We start from the raw sequence: 17,285 nt of genomic DNA on the forward strand, positions 1-17,285 counted from the left end.
TCATTGATTCACGCCAACGCCCGGCTATGGGGAAACAGCAGGTCGACAAAGCGCTCGGCGGTCGGCTGTGGCTCATGGTTGGCCAGCCCGGCCCGTTCGTTGGCTTCGATGATCACGTATTCAGGTTGCTCGGCATCGCGCACCATGAAGTCCAGGCCCACCACCGGAATCTCCAGGGCGCGCGCCGCACGAACGGCGGCGTCGGCCAGCACCGGGTGCAAGCGTTCGGTGACGTCCTCCAGGGTGCCGCCGGTGTGCAGGTTGGCGGTACGGCGCACGGCCAGGCGCCGGCCAGGCTCCAGTACATCGTCGTAACCCAGCCCCGCCGCGCGCAGGGTGCGCTCGGTTTCGTCATCCACTGGAATGCGGCTTTCGCCACCGGTGGCGGCCTGGCGACGACGGCTCTGCGCCTCGATCAGCTCGCCGATGCTGTGCTTGCCATCACCGACCACCTGGGCTGGATGACGAATGGCCGCCGCCACCACCTCGAAGCCGATCACCACGATGCGCAGGTCGCTGCCGGCATGGAAGCTTTCGAGCAACACGCGGCTGTCGAACTGCCGCGCATGCGCCACGGCCTGGATGACCTCTTCGATGGACGCCAGGCCCACCGCCACCCCCTGGCCTTGTTCGCCATCCACCGGCTTGACCACGATCGAGCCGTGCTCGTCGAGAAACGCCAGGTTGTCGTCGGCATTGCCTGCCAGCTGCTGCGCCGGCACCTGCAGGCCGGCGTTGTGCAAGGTCTGGCGGGTCAGGCGCTTGTCCTGGCACAGGGTCATGGTCACGGCGCTGGTGAGGTCGCTCAGCGACTCGCGGCAACGGATCCGCCTCCCGCCCAGACTCAAGGTGAACAGGCCGCCCACGGCGTCGTCCACTTGCACCTCGATGCCACGGCGCAAGGCCTCGTCGACGATGATCCGGGCGTAGGGATTGAGCTCCGCCTCCGGGCCAGGCCCGAGAAACAGCTGTTGGTTGATGCCGTTCTTGCGCTTGACGGCGAAGGTCGGCAGGTTGCGAAACCCCAGCTTTTCATACAGCCGCTTGGCCTGCCGGTTGTCGTGCAGCACCGACAGGTCGAGGTAGGCCAGGCCGCGGCTCATGAAATGCTCGATCAGGTGGCGTACCAGCACTTCGCCAACCCCCGGGCGGGTGCACTGCGGGTCCACCGCCAGGCACCAGAGGCTGCTGCCATGCTCGGGGTCGTCGAAGGCCTTGCTGTGGTTCAGGCCCATCACGCTGCCGATGACCGCGCCGCTGTCCTCGTCTTCGGCCAGCCAGTACACCGGGCCACCGAGGTGGCGTGGGGTCAGCAGCTTGGGGTCGACCGGCAGCATGCCACGGGCCTGGTACAGCGTGTTGATCGCCTGCCAGTCCGCCGCAGTGTGCGCCCGACGCACGCGAAAACCACGGAACACCCGCTGCGCCGGGCGGTAGTCGGTGAACCACAGGCGCAGGGTGTCGGAGGGATCGAGGAACAGTTGCTGCGGCGCCTGGGCCAGCAATTGCTGAGGCGCGGCGACGTACAGGGCGATGTCACGCTCACCCGGCTGTTCGGCCAGCAGCTCCTCGGCCAGGGTCGCAGGATCCGGATAGGTATGGCCGATCAGCAGCCGCCCCCAGCCGCAGTGCAGCGCGCGCGGCTGGTCGTGCGGCTCGCTGCCATCGCCGGCCAGGCGTGCCTGCAGGCGCTCGTAGGACGGCGCCTGGCCGCGCAACAGGCGCTGACCATAAGCGATTTCGTGGGCTTTCATGGGTCAGATTCCTTGTTCGCTGAGCCACAGGTTCAGGGCCGCCAACTGCCACAGCTTGGAGCCGCGCAGCGGGGTGAGCTGGCCCTGCGGATTGCTCAGCAGGCGGTCGATCATCGCCGGGTTGAAAATGCCACGGTCCTGGCTTGGGTCGGTCAGCAGGTCGCGTACCCAGCCCAGGGTCGCGCCCTCCAGGTGCTTGAGGCCTGGGACCGGGAAGTAACCCTTCTTGCGGTCGATGACCTCGTGAGGAATCACCCGACGGGCCGCCTGCTTGAGCACGTGCTTGCCGCCATCGGGCAGTTTGAAGCGCCCTGGGATGCGTGCCGAGAGTTCGGCGAGGCGGTAGTCGAGAAACGGCGTGCGCGCCTCGAGGCCCCAGGCCATGGTCATGTTGTCGACGCGCTTGACCGGGTCGTCGACCAGCATCACCGTGCTGTCCAGGCGCAGCGCCTTGTCCACCGCTTCCGGCGCGCCGGGGCGGGCGAAGTGCTCGCGGACGAAGTCGCCGGCGGCGTCGGTTTCCAGCAGCCACGGTGCTTGTACGGTGTCGCGGTACTCGGCATGGCTGCGGTCGAAGAACGCGTCGCGATAAGCGGCGTAGGGGTCGGCGGCGCCATCGACCTGCGGATACCAGTGGTAGCCGGCGAACAGCTCATCGGCGCCCTGGCCGCTCTGCACGCCTTTGCAGTGCTTGGCCACTTCCCGCGACAGCAGGTAGAAGGCAATGCAATCGTGGCTGACCATCGGCTCGCTCATGGCGCGGAAGGCCGCGGGCAGTTGCTCGATGATCTCGTGTTCGGCGATACGCAACTGGTGGTGGCGGGTGCCGTAGTGCTTGGCGATCAGGTCGGAGTACTGGAACTCGTCGCCGCGCTCGCCACCGGCATCCTCGAAGCCGATCGAGAAGGTCGACAGGTCGTCGACGCCCACGTCACGCAGCAGGCCTACCAGCAGGCTCGAATCGACCCCACCGGACAGCAGCACGCCGACGTCGACCGCTGCGCGCTGGCGAATCGCCACGGCATCGCGGGTGGCGTCGAGCACACGGGTGGTCCAGCCTTCGAGATCGAGATCACGTTCGTCAGGATTGGGGCCGTACTGCAACTGCCACCAGGTCTGGCGTTCGACTTCGCCGTGGCGGTCGATGCGCATCCAGGTGCCGGGCTCGAGTTTCTGCACGTTGGCCAGCAAGGTGCGCGGCGCCGGGACCACGGCGTGGAAGTTCAGATAGTGGTTGAGCGCCACGGGGTCGAGCACCGGGTCGATATCGCCGCCCTTGAGCAGTGCCGGCAGGGTCGAGGCGAAACGCAGGCGCTCGCCGTTGCGCGACAGGTACAGGGGTTTGACGCCGAGGCGGTCGCGGGCCAGGAACAGGCGTTGGTTGTCGCGTTCCCAGATGGCCAGGGCGAACATCCCGTTGAGCTTGGGCAGCAGTGCCGCGCCCCAGGCGTGGTAACCCTTGAGCAGCACCTCGGTGTCGCCGTCGGACCAGAAGGTGTAGCCCAGGTCCTGGAGTTCCTGGCGCAGTTCGGGGAAGTTGTAGATGGCGCCGTTGAACGCCAGCGACAGGCCCAGGTTGTTGTCGACCATCGGCTGCGCCGAACCGTCGGACAGGTCCATGATCTTCAGCCGGCGATGGCCGAGGGCGATCGGGCCCTGGCTATGGAAGCCCCAGGCGTCGGGGCCGCGAGGTGCCAGGTGATGGGTTATGCGCTCCACTGCGGCCAGGTCGGCCGGGCGTGGGGCTTGGTCGATGGGGGTGAAACGTAACTCTCCTGCTAATCCGCACATAAGTCCTTACCGGTTTTTCCGTTGGGGAAGTGGTGCCCCGGATCAGGGCGCCGTAAGTAACTGACCCATGTGCTGGGTGGGAGTTTTAGATCGATCTGTTATAAGCGGGCCTCACGCTGTGGTCTGTGGGAGCGGCCTTGTGTCGCGAAAGGGCCGCGAAGCGGCCCCAGGATTTCAGCCGCGCTGCAAATATTGCCGGGGCCGCTTTGCGGCCCTTTCGCGACGCAAGGCCGCTCCCACATAAGCCGCGCCTATTAGCCTCGGCCGTCACTTCCCGCGAATCAGCTTGCGCAATGCAAAGCGGTTCGGGTGACACGCCTCGGCCACCGTCCGTGGCAGCGGCAAGGGCTCGCCACTGACCCACGCCGCGATCAGCTCGCCGCTCAATGGCGCGGTGATCAGCCCGCGCGAGCCATGCCCACTGTTCACATACAACCCGTGCAGCCAGGGGCAGGGCACGTCCGGTACTTGGCGCGCATCCTTGCCCAGCACCGCATAGGTTTCGGCGAACGCTGCAGGGTCTGCCAGCGGCCCGACGATCGGCAGGTAATCGGGGCTGGTGCAGCGAAACGCCGCGCGTCCCTGCAACTGTCCGGCATCCAGGGCCGTACCGCCCAGGCGCTGGGCCAGGTCGGTGGAAATCTCCTCGAGCAGGGCCAGGTTGCCTTGGTGCTCGGCCACGGTCGGTTGCAAGTCTTCGTTATGAAAGTCGAAGCTGGCCCCCAGGGTATGTTCGTCCTCGCGTGGCGGTGCCACGTAGCCCTCGGCGCAGACCACGGTGCGCAGTGCCCGGCTCGCCGGCGTGGCCGGGAGGCGGGTGATTTGCCCGCGAATGCGCTTGAGCGGCAACTGCGCGCAGGCCTCGAAGCGCTTTACCTCGGCGGCCCCAGCCAATACCACCAGCGGTGCGCTCGCCAGCACCCGCTCGCCGTCCCAGGCCTGCCACAGGCCGTCGACCTTGCGTAGCTCCAGCACCTGCTGGTGCAGCAATACGCGAATATTCGGGTGCTGCAGCTGCACCTGGCACAGGGCGGGCGGGTGCACCCAGCCGCCCTCGGGGTAGAACAAGCCGCCAGCGGGCAGCGCCACTCCGGCGATCGCCTCGGCTTCGCGACGCGCCAGCACCTGCAGCAATTGGCTGTCGAAGGCTTCGGCCAGCTTGCCCTGGCGCTCGGCCTCCTTGTCGTCGAAGGCCAGTTGCAGCACCCCACAGGCCTCCCAGTCGCGGCCTTGTTGCAGCCGTTCGAGCTGGCGCCGGGTGTAGCCGAAACCGGCCAGGATCATCTGCGACAGGGCCGTGCCGTGTGCCGACAACTTCAGGTACAGCACGCCCTGCGGGTTGCCCGACGCCTCACGGGCGGGGGCGTCGTGGCGTTCCAGCACGCTTACCTGCCAGCCGCGTGCGGCGAGGCTGGCGGCCGTGGCGCTGCCGGCCAGGCCAGCACCGATCACCAATGCCTGGCGCGGGCCTTCGGGCAGCGTTGGCCGGGCATACCAGGGCGCGGCCGGGGCGGGGTGGGGCTGGCCGATGTATTCGCCGCTCATTACCTCCCACTTCTTGCCCAGCCCAGGCACTTTCTTCATCCGGAACCCGGCCTCGATCAGCCCTCGGCGGACCCAGCCGGTGGTGGTGAAGGTGCCCAGCGCAGTGCCCGGGCGCGACAGCCGCGCCAGTTGGGCGAACAGTTCGGGGGTCCACATGTCGGGGTTCTTGGCCGGGGCGAAACCGTCGAGGAACCACACATCGATGCGTGCGTCGAGCTGCGGCAGTTGTTCCAGCACATCGCCCACCAGCAGGGTCAGGGTGACCCGGCCCTGGTCGAAGGTGAACTGCTGGAAACCCGGATGCACTGCCACGTACTGCGCCAGCAACGATTCGCTGTACGCGGCCAGCTCCGGCCACAGGCGCACGGCGCGGGCCAGGTCATCGGCTTGCAGAGGGTACTTCTCTACGCTGACGAAGTGCAGGCGGGCCTCGCTCGGCGCCTGTTCGGCGAACAACTGCCAGGCGCAGAAGAAGTTCATGCCGGTGCCGAAGCCGGTTTCGCCGATCACCAGGCTGGCATGCGGAGCCAGGTTGGCGAAGCGTTCGGCCAGGCCAGTCTGGTCGAGGAACACATGGCGGGTTTCCTCGGTGCCTTCGTTCTTCGAGAAATAGACGTCGTCGTACTGCCGCGAATAGGGGCGGCCCTGGTCGTCCCAGTCGATCTGGGCATGCTGGAGGAGGGTGGACATGGTCGGCTCGGTTGCAGCGGATGGGCGGATTTTAAGCCATCCGCCGGTTTTACGCTGCCTGTACAGACACCCTGGAAAATCCGCTAGTCTTGCTTATCCATTGAGGGAGCCCAGCATGTTCGAATCTGCGGAAATCGGTCACAGCATCGACAAGGAAACCTTTGAGGCCGAAGTGCCCGCCCTGCGCGAGGCGTTGCTCGAGGCGCAATACGAGCTCAAGCAGCAGGCGCGCTTCCCGGTGATCGTGCTGATCAACGGCGTCGAGGGCGCTGGCAAGGGCGAGACGGTCAAGCTGCTCAACGAGTGGATGGACCCGCGCATGATCGATGTGCTCACCTTCGACCAGCAGACCGACGAGGAACTCGCCCGGCCGCCCGCCTGGCGCTATTGGCGGGCATTGCCGCCGAAGGGACGGATGGGGGTGTTCTTCGGTAATTGGTACAGCCAGATGATCCAGGGACGGGTGCACGGGCATTTCAAGGATGCCGTGCTCGACCAGGCGATCACCGGTGCCGAGCGCCTGGAGCAGATGCTTTGCGACGAAGGCGCACTGATCATCAAGTTCTGGTTCCACCTGTCCAAGAAGCAGATGAAGGCGCGGCTCAAGGCACTCAAGGACGACCCTCTGCACAGCTGGCGCATCAGCCCGCTGGACTGGCAGCAATCGGAAACCTACGACCGCTTCGTGCGCTTCGGCGAGCGGGTGCTGCGCCGCACCAGCCGCGACTACGCGCCGTGGCACGTGGTCGAGGGCGTCGACCCGTGCTACCGCAGCCTGGCAGTGGGGCGCATCCTGCTTGAAAGCCTGCAGGCCGCACTGGCCAGCAACCCCAAGGGCAAGCACCAGGGCAACATCGCGCCGCTGGGCCGCAGCATCGACCAGCGCAGCCTGCTCGGCGCCTTGGACATGACCCTGCGCCTGGACAAGGCCGATTACCAGGAACAACTGGTGACCGAGCAGGCGCGTCTGGCCGGCCTGTTGCGCCACAAGCACATGCGCAAGCATGCCCTGATCGCGGTGTTCGAGGGCAATGACGCGGCCGGCAAGGGCAGCGCCATCCGCCGCGTGGCTGCGGCCCTCGACCCGCGTCAGTACCGCATCGTGCCGATTGCCGCGCCCACCGAGGAAGAGCGCGCCCAGCCGTATTTGTGGCGTTTCTGGCGGCATTTGCCACCGCGCGGCAAGTTCACCATCTTCGATCGCTCCTGGTATGGCCGGGTGCTGGTGGAACGGGTCGAGGGCTTTTGCGCGCCGGTCGACTGGATGCGCGCCTATGGCGAGATCAACGACTTCGAGGAGCAACTGGTGAACGCCGGGGGCGTACTGGTGAAGTTCTGGCTGGCCATCGACCAACAGACCCAGCTGGAACGTTTCGAGGAGCGCGAGGCGACGCCGTTCAAGCGCTACAAAATCACCGAGGAAGACTGGCGCAACCGTGACAAGTGGGACGACTACGCCCAGGCCGTGGGCGACATGGTCGACCGGACCAGCACCGAGATCGCGCCGTGGACGCTGGTCGAGGCCAATGACAAGCGCTGGGCGCGGGTGAAGGTGTTGCGCACCATCAACGAGGCGCTGGAAGCGGCGTTCGCCAAGGATAAAAAGTGATGTGCTGGCTTCTTCGCGGGACAAGCCCGCTCCCACAGGTATTTCACAACTCCAAGGCCTGCGGTGATCCTGTGGGAGCGGGCTTGCCCCGCGAAGAGGCCAGACCAGGCAACCATGCCCCCAGGGAATGACCTGATGAATTCTTTTCCCGGCACTTTCCCCCAGTCGAGCCTTCCAAGCCCTTAGAATCGGCCCACCCCCACCACGGGCCGACACGAGGGCATTATGCACATCACTTCCGGGCGCTGGATCCATGGCCTGCTGCTGGCGCTTCTAACAGCGCTGCTCTGGGGCATCCTGCCGATCAAGCTCAAGCAGGTGCTGCAGGTCATGGACCCGATCACCGTCACCTGGTACCGCCTGCTGGTGTCCGGCGGCTTGCTGCTGGCCTGGCTGGGCGCCAATCGGCGGCTGCCGTCGGTGCAGGCACTGGGGCGCAAGGGCAAAGGCCTGGTGTTGGTGGCCGTGTGCGGGCTGATGGGCAACTACGTGCTGTACCTGGTGGGCCTCAACCTGCTCAGCCCCGGCACCGCGCAACTGGTGGTGCAGCTTGGCCCGGTGCTGTTGCTGGTGGCCAGCGTGTTCGTGTTCAAGGAGCGTTTCAGCCTGGGGCAGGGCATCGGCCTGCTGGTGCTGCTGTGTGGCTTCGGGTTGTTCTTCAACCAGCGACTGGACGAGTTGCTGACCTCGCTGGGTACCTACACCACCGGCGTGCTGACCATCGTTCTGGCGACCAGCATCTGGGTGTTCTATGCCCTGAGCCAGAAGCAACTGCTGACGGTGTGGCATTCGCAGCAGGTGATGATGGTGATCTACCTGAGCTGCGCGCTGCTGCTCACGCCTTGGGTGCATCCGCTGGAGGCGTTGCAGCTGACGCCGGTGCAGGGCTGGCTGCTGCTGGCGTGTTGCCTGAATACCCTGGTGGCCTATGGGGCGTTCGCCGAGGCACTGGCGCACTGGGAGGCGTCGCGGGTGAGTGCGACCCTGGCGTTGACGCCGCTGGTGACGTTGGTGGCGGTGGCGGTGTCGGCCTGGGTGTGGCCTGAGTATGTGCAGGCGGAGGGGCTCAATGGCTTGGGGTATCTGGGGGCGGTGACGGTGGTGCTGGGGTCGGCGTTGGTGGCCCTGGGGCCGTCGCTGGTGGCCGGTTGGCGGGCTCGACGGGAGCGGTTGGGGCAGATCGGTTGATTGCCTGTGCCGGCCCTTTCGCGGGTAAACCCGCTCCTACAGATGCGGTGGGCTTCCTGTAGGAGCGGGCTTGCCCGCGAAGAGGCCGGTATTGGCTACCTGGCGCTCAGCCCTTGCCACCGGGCGCCAGCATGTTCTCTGGCCGCACCCACTGGTCGAACTGTTCGTTGCTCAGGTATTTCAACTCCAGCGCCGCCTCGCGCAGGGTCTTGCCCTCGGCATAGGCCTTCTTGGCGATTTCCGCCGCCTTGTCATAGCCGATGTGCGGGTTGAGCGCCGTCACCAGCATCAAGCCACGCTCCAGGTGCGCCGCCATCTGCTCGGCATCAGGTTCGATCCCCGCCACGCAGTGCTGCTGGAAGTTGCGACAACCATCGGCGAGCAGGGTGATCGACTGCAGCAGGTTGTGGATGATCACCGGCTTGAACACGTTCAACTGCAAATGCCCCTGGCTCGCGGCAAAGCCGATCGCGGCGTCGTTGCCCAGTACCTGGCAGGCCAGCATCGACAACGCCTCGCACTGGGTCGGGTTGACCTTGCCCGGCATGATCGAACTGCCCGGCTCGTTGGCCGGCAAGCGCACCTCGGCAAGCCCCGCGCGTGGGCCGGAACCGAGCAGGCGCAGGTCGTTGGCGATTTTCATCAGCGCCACCGCCAGGGTCTTCAAGGCGCCGCTCAGGCTGGTCAGCGGCTCATGGCCGGCGAGGGCGGCGAACTTGTTGGGTGCGGTGACGAACGGCAGCCCGGACAGCGCCGCCAGCTCTGCGGCGATGGCTTCGGCGAAGCCATGCGGGGCATTCAGCCCGGTGCCCACGGCAGTGCCGCCCTGGGCCAGTTCGCACACTGCCGGCAGGGTGGCGCGGATCGCCCGCTGGGCGTAGTCGAGCTGGGCGACGAAGGCCGAGACCTCTTGGCCGAAGGTGATCGGCGTGGCGTCCATCATGTGCGTGCGGCCGGTCTTGACCAGTTGGTGATGGCGCGCCGACAACTCGGCCAGCCCCGACGACAACTCGGCGATCGCCGGCAGCAACTGGTGGTGCACGGCCTGGGCTGCCGCGATGTGCATGGCCGTGGGGAAGCAGTCGTTGGAGCTCTGCGAGCGGTTGACGTGGTCGTTGGGGTGTACTGGCGTCTTGCCGCCACGGCCCTTGCCGGCCAATTCGTTGGCGCGCCCGGCGATCACCTCGTTGACGTTCATGTTGCTCTGGGTGCCGCTGCCGGTCTGCCACACCACCAGTGGGAACTGGTCGTCGTGCTGGCCATCGAGCACTTCGTCGGCGGCCTGTTCGATCAAGCGGGCGATGTCGGCAGGCAAATCGCCGTTGCGGTCGTTGACCCTCGCGGCGGCTTTCTTGACCAGCGCCAGGGCGTGCAACACGGCGAGCGGCATGCGTTCCTTGCCGATGGCGAAATTGATCAGCGACCGCTGGGTCTGGGCGCCCCAGTAGGCGTCCTCAGGAACTTCGACCGGGCCCAGGCTGTCTGTCTCGATACGGCTCATGCTGCGCGCACTCCTTAAGTGTTCGAAATCGCAGTTTAGGCCCTGATTCGACAATGCGGTTCAATCGCATGTCGTGCCACTTGAGCACTTCGCCACCACGGCGCAGAATGCTCCTCTCTGAGGTACCCGCCTCCCTCTTCCGAAGGAAATGCAATGACCCGTCTCCGTGTCCTCTGTGCTGCCGTCGCCCTGGTCTGTGCCAGCGGCCAGGTCCTCGCTGCCACCGCCAGCCACAACGCTGCCGCCGAGAAATTCCTGACCCTGGCCAATGCCGACAAGCTGGGTACCCCGGTGTACATGCAGGTCCAGCAGATGTTCGCCCAGCGTTTCGCCCAGACCAAGGCCCCTGCCTCCAAGCAGCCGGTGCTCGAGAGCTACCAGGCCAAGGCCAACGCCGCGCTGGACAACGCCATCGGCTGGAACAAGCTGAAGCCGAAAATGGTCGACCTGTACACCCAGACCTTCACCGAGCAAGAGCTCAAGGACCTGGTCAAGTTCTACGAATCGCCGCTGGGCAAGAAAGTCCTGCGTGAAATGCCCAAGGTCACCCAGCAGTCGGCCCAGCTGACCCAGCAGAACCTGGAGCCAGCCGTGCCTGTGGTGAACAAGCTGCTCGAGGACATGACCAAGGAGCTCGACCCGAACGCTGGCAAGGCCGCCGCGCCAGCCAAGAAGTGAGTGACACCCGATGACCATGCAGCAACGCATCGAGCAGCAGTTGGTGGCGCTGGCGCCGCAACACCTTGAAGTGCTCAACGAAAGCCACATGCACAGCCGTGGCCAGGAGACCCACTACAAGGCGGTGATCGTCAGCGAGCAATTCGCCGGGCTCAACAGCGTCAAGCGCCACCAGAAGGTCTACGCCACCATGGGTGAGCTGATGGGTGAAATTCACGCCCTGGCCATCCATACCTATACCGCTGAAGAGTGGGCCAAGGTAGGCGGGGCACCGGCTTCGCCGGTGTGCGCCGGCGGCGGGCACTGAATCCTTTCTGTCGTTCTGGTAGAATCCGCAACATCCGGGGGCCGCTTTGCGGCCCTTTCGCGACACAAGGCCGCTCCTACAGGCGATCGCATTTTCCTGTGGGAGCGGCCTTGTGTCGCGAAAGGGGCGCGCAGCGGCCCCATGCTTTCATGTCAAACCCGGTCCGCCCCTTACGAGGGCAACCACCTGGAGATATCGCTTCATGTCACAACCGATCGTCGTCGCGGCGCTGTACAAGTTCGTCACCCTGCAAGACTACGTCGAGCTGCGCGAGCCGCTGCTCAAGGCCATGCTCGACAATGGCGTCAAGGGCACCCTGCTGCTGGCCAACGAAGGCATCAACGGTACCGTGTCGGCCAGCCGCGAAGGCATCGACGCGCTGCTCGCCTGGCTGCGCAACGACCCGCGTCTGGTGGACGTCGATCACAAGGAATCGTACTGCGACGAACAGCCGTTCTACCGCACCAAGGTCAAGCTCAAGAAAGAGATCGTCACCCTCGGCGTGCCGGGCGTGGACCCCAACCAGCAGGTCGGCACCTACGTCGAGCCCAAGGACTGGAACGCGCTGATCAGCGACCCGGAAGTGTTGTTGATCGACACCCGCAACGACTACGAAGTGGCCATCGGCACCTTCAAGGGCGCCGTCGACCCCAAGACCGAGACCTTCCGCGAGTTTCCCGAGTACATCAAGGCCAACTTCGACCCGAGCAAGCACAAGAAGGTGGCGATGTTCTGCACCGGCGGCATCCGCTGCGAAAAGGCCTCGAGCTACATGCTCGGTGAGGGCTTCGAAGCGGTCTATCATCTTAAAGGTGGCATCCTCAAGTACTTCGAGGAAGTGCCCCAGGAAGAGAGCCTGTGGGATGGCGACTGCTTCGTCTTCGACAACCGCGTGACGGTGCGTCATGACCTCAGCGAGGGCGAATACGACCAGTGCCATGCCTGCCGTCACCCGATCGACGCCGCCGACCGCGCGTCCGAGCACTACTCGCCAGGCGTGAGCTGCCCGCACTGCTGGGACACCTTGAGCGAGAAGACCCGACGCAGCGCCATCGACCGGCAGAAGCAGATCGAGTTGGCCAAGGCCCGCAACCTGCCGCACCCGATTGGTTACAACTACAAAGCCGAGGCTTGATGCATGTCCACGCGCCTGATCTATGTGATGGACCCGATGTGCTCCTGGTGCTGGGGTTTCGCGCCAGTGGCCGCGGCCCTGATCGGCCAGGCGCGTGACGCCGGCGTGGCCACCCACCTGGTGCCGGGTGGCCTGCGCAGTGGCGGCAGCGCCCTGGACGCATCCACCCGCAAGTACATCCTCGAACACTGGCAGGCGGTGGCCGAAGCCACTGGCCAGCCGTTCCGTTTCGACGGTGCCATGCCCGATGGCTTCGTCTACGACACCGAGCCTGCCTGCCGTGCGTTGGTCGCGGCGCGCTCGCTGGAGGCCGAGCGCGTGTGGCCGCTGCTGGCGCTGATCCAGCGCAGCTTCTATGAGCAAGGCCTGGACGTGACCACCGCCCCGCAGTTGGTCGACCTGGCCGAGCAAGCCGGTTTCGACCGCGCCGCCTTCGCCGAGGCCTTCGCCCGCGCCGACACCCGCGCTGCCACTGCAGCCGATTTCAGTTGGGTGCAGGACCTGGGCATCGCCGGTTTCCCGACCTTGCTGGCCGAGCGCAACGGCCAACTGGCCCTGCTGACCAACGGCTACCAGCCGCTGGAGCGCCTGCAACCGTTGCTCGGCCGCTGGCTGCAGCAGGCCGCCTGTGCTTGATGTGCCAGGGTCGCCAGACCCTGTGCCGGGGAAACCCACTGCCGTGGCCGATCGATTGAGCTGGGCGCAGATCCGCCGCCTGGCACTGCATCACAAGAAGCACCTGTGGACCGCCAACCTGGTGGCCGTGCTCGCCGCCTGCTGCAGCGTGCCGATTCCGTTGCTGTTGCCGCTGCTGGTCGACGAAGTGCTGCTCGGCCATGGCGACGCCGCGCTCAAGTGGATGAACAACCTGCTGCCCAGCGGCTGGCAGGCGCCAGCCGGCTATATCGGCCTGATGCTCGTCCTCACCTTGTGCCTGCGCCTGGCTGCGCTGGCCTTCAACGTGGTGCAGGCCAAGCTGTTCGCCGGCCTTGCCAAGGACATCGTGTACCGCCTGCGCATCCGCCTGATCGAGCGCCTCAAGCGTATTTCGCTCAAGGAGTACGAAAGCCTGGGCAGCGGCACCGTGACCACGCACCTGGTCACCGACCTGGATACCCTCGACAAGTTCGTCGGCGAAACCCTCAGCCGCTTCCTGGTGGCCATGCTCACCCTGACCGGCACGGCGGCGATCCTGATCTGGATGCACTGGAAGCTGGCCCTGCTGATCCTGCTGTTCAACCCGCTGGTGATCTACTTCACCGTGCAGTTGGGCAAGCGTGTGAAACACCTGAAAAAGCTCGAGAACGACAGCACCTCGCGCTTTACCCAGGCCCTGGCCGAAACCCTCGATGCGATCCAGGAGATCCGCGCCGGCAATCGCCAGGGGTATTTCCTCGGCCGCCTCGGCCTGCGCGCCCGTGAAGTGCGCGATTATGCCGTGGACTCGCAATGGAAGAGCGACGCGAGCGGGCGTGCCAGCGGTTTGTTGTTCCAGTTCGGCATCGACATCTTCCGTGCTGCAGCCATGCTTACCGTGCTGTTTTCCGACCTGTCCATTGGCCAGATGCTGGCAGTGTTCAGCTACCTGTGGTTCATGATCGGCCCGGTCGAGCAGTTGCTCAACCTGCAGTACGCCTACTACGCAGCCGGTGGCGCCCTGAGCCGCCTCAACGAGCTGCTGGCGCGGGCCGACGAGCCGCAGTACCCCGCCGCATGCGACCCGTTCGCCGGGCGTTCCACGGTCGGCATCGAGGTCCGGGACCTGAGTTTCGCTTATGCCGAGGAACCTGTGCTCGAGCACCTCGACCTGGCGATTGCTGCCGGCGAGAAGGTGGCGATCGTCGGTGCCAGCGGCGGCGGCAAAAGCACCCTGGTGCAATTGCTGCTGGGCCTGTACAGCGCCCAGGCGGGGACCATCCGCTTCGGCGGCGCCAGCCTGCAGGAGATTGGTCTGGAAACCCTGCGCGAGAACGTGGCGGTGGTGTTGCAGCATCCATCGCTATTCAACGACACGGTGCGTGCCAACCTGACCATGGGCCGCGACAGCAGTGACGAAGCCTGCTGGGAAGCGCTGCGCATCGCCCAGCTCGACAGCACCATCGCCGCCTTGCCCCAGGGCCTGGACAGCGTGGTCGGCCGCTCCGGCGTACGCCTGTCTGGCGGCCAGCGGCAACGCCTGGCCATCGCTCGCATGGTACTGGCCGAGCCCAAGGTGGTGATCCTCGACGAAGCCACCTCGGCGCTCGATGCGGCCACCGAGTACAACCTTCATCAGGCCCTGGCGCGTTTTCTCAGCGGGCGCACCACGCTGATCATCGCCCACCGCCTCTCGGCGGTGAAACAGGCCGACCGGGTGCTGGTGTTCGATGGCGGACGCGTGGCCGAGGATGGCGGGCACCAGCAGCTGATCGCCGAGGGCGGGCTGTATGCCAAGTTGTACGGGCATTTGCAGCAGAGTTGAACCTTGCAGCGCCCGATCTACCGGGTGCTGCACGCCGTTTGGCGTACATTTATTCCAAACAAATTCCCACCGCATAGATAGCAAATCGCCTACGCTTTGCTTGTCTGGGTCGATCCGTGCCTTATCTACTCTGCGACAGGGAATACATGAAGGGAAATCGGACTTTCGAAGCGCCAAGGCTGCTAGGCATCATCTGGCCTTTTGTCGCCGTTGTGGTTTTCCAGGTGCTGCTGGGCAGCATCAGCCTCTATGCATTATCGGCCGTGCGCGCCTATGTCGCCGGCGAAAGCCTTTGGTCCAAGGCCCAGAAAGACGCCATCTACTACCTGAGCCTGTACGCCGACAGTCGCGATGAGCGCACCTACCAGCGCTACCGCCAGGCCATCAGCGTGCCCCAGGGCGACCGCGAGATGCGGGTGGTGCTGGAGCAATCCAGCCCCGACCTCGAGGCTGCCCGCCAGGCTGTGCTGCAAGGGGGCAACCACCCCGACGACGTCGAGCGTATCATCTGGTTCTACCGGCACTTTCGCCAGGTCAGTTACGTGCAGACGGCGATCCAGTACTGGGAAATCGGCGACAGCTACCTGCGCCAACTCGATGTGCTCGCCAGCGAGATGCGCGAGCAGATCGCCGCCGGCCCGGTCGATGCCGCGCGAGTGGCGGCGTGGAAGGCCCGCATCGTCGCCATCGATGATGGCGTCACCCCGGCCTCGAAAGCCTTCAGCGCTGCCTTGAGCGAGGGCTCGCGCCTGCTGTTGCGCCTGCTGTTGATCACCAACCTGCTGACCGCGTCGTTCCTGATCGCCATCGCCTGGCGCCGTTCGAGCAAGCTGCTGGCCCAGCGCCAGGCCTTCGCCAGTGCCCTGCGGGAGGAGAAGGAGCGGGCGCAGATCACCTTGCAGGCCATCGGCGATGCGGTGATCACCACCGATGTGCACGGCTACATCGGCTACATGAACCCTGCCGCCGAGCAACTGACCCACTGGCACGCCGCGCAGGCCCAGGGCCTGCCCCTGGCGGCGCTGTTCAGTCTGGTCGACGAGCAGGCCCACGACAGCAGTGCCAGCCTGGTGGAGCAGGTGCTCAGCGGCAGCCTTCAGGGCGGCCCCGAGCACGCCCGGTTGATCCAGCGCCTGGATGGCAGCACGGTATCGGTCAACCTGGTCGGCTCGCCCATCGTCAATCAGGGCCAGGTAGCCAGCATCGTGCTGGTGCTGCACGACATGACTCAGGAGCGGCAGTACATCGCCAACCTGTCGTGGCAGGCCACCCACGACGCCCTGACCGGCCTGGCCAACCGTCGCGAGTTCGAGTACCGCCTGGAACAGGCGCTCAACGCCCTGGCGCGCCAGACCGGGCGGCATTCGCTGATGTTCCTCGACCTCGACCAGTTCAAGCTGGTCAACGACACCTGCGGGCATGCCGCTGGCGACGAGCTGTTGCGGCATATCTGCGCCGTGCTGCAATCGGGGCTGCGCGAAAGCGACACGCTGGCACGCCTGGGGGGCGACGAGTTCGGCGTGCTGGTGGAAAACTGCCCGCCGGAACAGGCCGAGCGCATCGCCGAGCAATTGCGCCAAACCGTGCAAAGCCTGCACTTCGTCTGGAAGGGGCGGCCCTTCGTGACTACCGTGAGCATTGGCCTGGTGCACCTCGCGCAGTTGCCTGGCACCCTCGAAGGCTCGCTGCGCGCCGCCGACATGGCGTGCTACCTGGCCAAGGAGAAGGGCCGAAACCGGGTGCAGGTGTATCACGACGACGACAGCGAGTTGTCGACCCGCTTTGGCGAAATGGCCTGGATCCAGCGCCTGCACGTCGCCCTGGAGGAAAACCGCTTCTGCCTGTATGCCCAGGAGATCGCTGCGCTCAGGCCGCACGAGGGGCCGGGGCATATCGAGATACTGTTGCGCCTGCAGGATGAAAATGGCCGGACCATCCTCCCTGGCAGCTTCATTCCCGCCGCCGAGCGCTTCGGCCTGATGACCGCCATCGACCGCTGGGTGGTGCGCAATGTCTTCCAGGTAATCCGCGAATGCCTGGACCAGGGGCGCGAGGGGCCACTGTCGATGTGCGCGATCAACCTCTCGGGCGCGAGCATCGGCGACGACATGTTCCTCGAATACCTGCAGCGTCTGTTCGTCGAATACGCCATCCCGCCGCGGATGATCTGCTTCGAGATCACCGAAACCAGCGCCATCGCCAACCTTGGCAGCGCGATCCGCTTCATCAACGAATTGAAGGGGCTGGGGTGCAAGTTCTCCCTCGACGACTTCTGTGCCGGAATGTCGTCATTTGCCTATTTGAAACATTTGCCGGTGGACTTCTTGAAGGTCGACGGAAGTTTCGTCAAAGATATGCTCGACGATCCGGTCAACCGGGCTATGGTCGAAGTAATCAACCATATCGGTCATGTGATGGGTAAGCGGACCATCGCCGAGTTCGTCGAGACTCCGCTGATAGAACAGGCCTTACAGGAAATTGGCGTGGATTACGCCCAAGGCTATCTGATCGAGCGTCCCCAGGTATTCACCACCGACAGTCTACAGCGTCAACGGATTGCGACACGGCCGCTGCTTCACCGGGCGCCGGGTACCTTCCGGTAACGTGCCCGTTGGATCACATGGAT

General features: G+C 65.4%; 12 protein-coding genes. 8 read left to right on the forward strand and 4 right to left on the reverse strand.

The annotated features are described in order from the left end of the window. Nucleotides 1-8: 8 nt before the first annotated feature. From ngg to mnmC, 3 genes are all read right to left on the reverse strand, one after another. The gene (gene ngg, locus E6B08_RS07525; protein WP_136913448.1) at nucleotides 9-1,754 is read right to left on the reverse strand and encodes an N-acetylglutaminylglutamine synthetase; all 1,746 of its coding nucleotides are present in this window, start codon (nucleotides 1,752-1,754) and stop codon (nucleotides 9-11) included. 3 nt (nucleotides 1,755-1,757) lie between these two features. After that, nucleotides 1,758-3,545, reverse strand: a complete 1,788-nt coding sequence (locus E6B08_RS07530; RefSeq protein WP_136913449.1) for an N-acetylglutaminylglutamine amidotransferase — start codon at nucleotides 3,543-3,545, stop codon at nucleotides 1,758-1,760. Between the two features lie 267 nt (nucleotides 3,546-3,812). Beyond that, a complete protein-coding gene (gene mnmC / locus E6B08_RS07540; protein ID WP_136913450.1) occupies nucleotides 3,813-5,780 on the reverse strand; it encodes a bifunctional tRNA (5-methylaminomethyl-2-thiouridine)(34)-methyltransferase MnmD/FAD-dependent 5-carboxymethylaminomethyl-2-thiouridine(34) oxidoreductase MnmC in 1,968 nt (655 codons plus the stop codon). 115 nt (nucleotides 5,781-5,895) lie between these two features. On the opposite strand from mnmC, the gene pap reads away from it, so the two are divergent. Both pap and E6B08_RS07550 read left to right on the forward strand, forming a co-directional pair. Further along, nucleotides 5,896-7,389 carry a polyphosphate:AMP phosphotransferase gene (gene pap / locus E6B08_RS07545; protein WP_136913451.1) on the forward strand — a complete coding sequence of 498 codons (1,494 nt, stop codon included), beginning with the start codon at nucleotides 5,896-5,898 and terminating at the stop codon, nucleotides 7,387-7,389. 225 nt (nucleotides 7,390-7,614) lie between these two features. Beyond that, nucleotides 7,615-8,577: a DMT family transporter gene (locus E6B08_RS07550; protein ID WP_136913452.1), complete on the forward strand. Its 963-nt coding sequence runs from the start codon at nucleotides 7,615-7,617 to the stop codon at nucleotides 8,575-8,577. 106 nt (nucleotides 8,578-8,683) lie between these two features. Here E6B08_RS07550 and E6B08_RS07555 read toward each other — a convergent pair whose 3' ends face one another. Beyond that, nucleotides 8,684-10,078, reverse strand: a complete 1,395-nt coding sequence (locus E6B08_RS07555; RefSeq protein ID WP_136913453.1) for a class II fumarate hydratase — start codon at nucleotides 10,076-10,078, stop codon at nucleotides 8,684-8,686. A gap of 153 nt (nucleotides 10,079-10,231) precedes the next feature. On the opposite strand from E6B08_RS07555, the gene E6B08_RS07560 reads away from it, so the two are divergent. The 6 genes from E6B08_RS07560 (at nucleotide 10,232) to E6B08_RS07585 (ending at nucleotide 17,262) form a co-directional block, all read left to right on the forward strand. After that, nucleotides 10,232-10,756, forward strand: a complete 525-nt coding sequence (locus E6B08_RS07560; protein WP_136913454.1) for a DUF2059 domain-containing protein — start codon at nucleotides 10,232-10,234, stop codon at nucleotides 10,754-10,756. 10 nt (nucleotides 10,757-10,766) lie between these two features. Continuing rightward, nucleotides 10,767-11,063 (forward strand): BolA family protein, encoded by a 297-nt coding sequence (locus tag E6B08_RS07565; RefSeq protein ID WP_136913455.1) that lies wholly within the window; start codon nucleotides 10,767-10,769, stop codon nucleotides 11,061-11,063. Nucleotides 11,064-11,265: 202 nt separating this feature from the next. After that, entirely contained in the window at nucleotides 11,266-12,198 is a 933-nt protein-coding gene (locus E6B08_RS07570) for a rhodanese-related sulfurtransferase (RefSeq protein WP_136913456.1), read from the forward strand. A 3-nt stretch (nucleotides 12,199-12,201) separates the two neighbouring features. Next, complete coding sequence (locus E6B08_RS07575; RefSeq protein ID WP_136913457.1) at nucleotides 12,202-12,834, forward strand: DsbA family protein; 633 nt, start codon at nucleotides 12,202-12,204, stop codon at nucleotides 12,832-12,834. After that, the gene (locus E6B08_RS07580) at nucleotides 12,827-14,659 is read left to right on the forward strand and encodes an ABC transporter ATP-binding protein (RefSeq protein ID WP_136913458.1); all 1,833 of its coding nucleotides are present in this window, start codon (nucleotides 12,827-12,829) and stop codon (nucleotides 14,657-14,659) included. The genes E6B08_RS07575 and E6B08_RS07580 overlap by 8 nt, the downstream gene beginning before the upstream one ends. A gap of 146 nt (nucleotides 14,660-14,805) precedes the next feature. Further along, nucleotides 14,806-17,262, forward strand: coding sequence for an EAL domain-containing protein (locus tag E6B08_RS07585; protein ID WP_136913459.1), 2,457 nt, complete (start codon nucleotides 14,806-14,808; stop codon nucleotides 17,260-17,262). The last annotated feature ends 23 nt before the right edge of the window (nucleotides 17,263-17,285 follow it).

It is taken from the genome of Pseudomonas putida (assembly GCF_005080685.1).
In the GTDB taxonomy this organism is placed as follows: Bacteria; Pseudomonadota; Gammaproteobacteria; order Pseudomonadales; family Pseudomonadaceae; genus Aquipseudomonas; species Aquipseudomonas putida_V.

Excerpts from the sequence above, each read along its gene's own strand:
- E6B08_RS07565 (WP_136913455.1), top strand. The coding sequence starts at position 10,767 with ATGACCATGCAGCAACGCATCGAGCAGCAGTTGGTGGCGCTGGCGCCG.
- E6B08_RS07555 (WP_136913453.1), bottom strand. The coding sequence starts at position 10,078 with ATGAGCCGTATCGAGACAGACAGCCTGGGCCCGGTCGAAGTTCCTGAG.
- E6B08_RS07530 (WP_136913449.1), bottom strand. The coding sequence starts at position 3,545 with ATGTGCGGATTAGCAGGAGAGTTACGTTTCACCCCCATCGACCAAGCC.
- E6B08_RS07570 (WP_136913456.1), top strand. The coding sequence starts at position 11,266 with ATGTCACAACCGATCGTCGTCGCGGCGCTGTACAAGTTCGTCACCCTG.
- E6B08_RS07560 (WP_136913454.1), top strand. The coding sequence starts at position 10,232 with ATGACCCGTCTCCGTGTCCTCTGTGCTGCCGTCGCCCTGGTCTGTGCC.
- E6B08_RS07585 (WP_136913459.1), top strand. The coding sequence starts at position 14,806 with ATGAAGGGAAATCGGACTTTCGAAGCGCCAAGGCTGCTAGGCATCATC.
- mnmC (WP_136913450.1), bottom strand. The coding sequence starts at position 5,780 with ATGTCCACCCTCCTCCAGCATGCCCAGATCGACTGGGACGACCAGGGC.
- E6B08_RS07575 (WP_136913457.1), top strand. The coding sequence starts at position 12,202 with ATGTCCACGCGCCTGATCTATGTGATGGACCCGATGTGCTCCTGGTGC.
- E6B08_RS07550 (WP_136913452.1), top strand. The coding sequence starts at position 7,615 with ATGCACATCACTTCCGGGCGCTGGATCCATGGCCTGCTGCTGGCGCTT.
- ngg (WP_136913448.1), bottom strand. The coding sequence starts at position 1,754 with ATGAAAGCCCACGAAATCGCTTATGGTCAGCGCCTGTTGCGCGGCCAG.
- pap (WP_136913451.1), top strand. The coding sequence starts at position 5,896 with ATGTTCGAATCTGCGGAAATCGGTCACAGCATCGACAAGGAAACCTTT.